The following is a 233-nucleotide window of genomic DNA, read 5'->3' on the forward strand; positions in this document are numbered from 1 at the left end:
CTTCGCGTTCAGCCATCTCAGCCTTGAGCAACTGGGACAGCATAGGAACGGCCGCGTCGAAGGCAGGTGCGCCTTGCTCGATCAGATCGCCGACAGCCTGAGCCATGCCATACATTTTAAGGCCACGCAGCATCACGACCCCAATTAGCTTCTTGGGGCGGCGCTGGCGGGGTCATGACGCATGACGCATCTCCCTCAGCGTGTCGTAGCGCCCCACATCGGCTTTGGGCTCT

General features: G+C 60.9%; 1 pseudogene. It reads right to left on the reverse strand.

Going from position 1 to position 233, the window contains the following annotated elements:
• A pseudogene (locus tag EOE18_RS18390) lies at positions 1-183 on the reverse strand (ATP-binding protein); the annotation flags it as partial.
• Positions 184-233: the final 50 nt, after the last annotated feature.

The organism is Novosphingobium umbonatum, from assembly GCF_004005905.1.
Taxonomy (GTDB): Bacteria; Pseudomonadota; Alphaproteobacteria; order Sphingomonadales; family Sphingomonadaceae; genus Novosphingobium; species Novosphingobium umbonatum.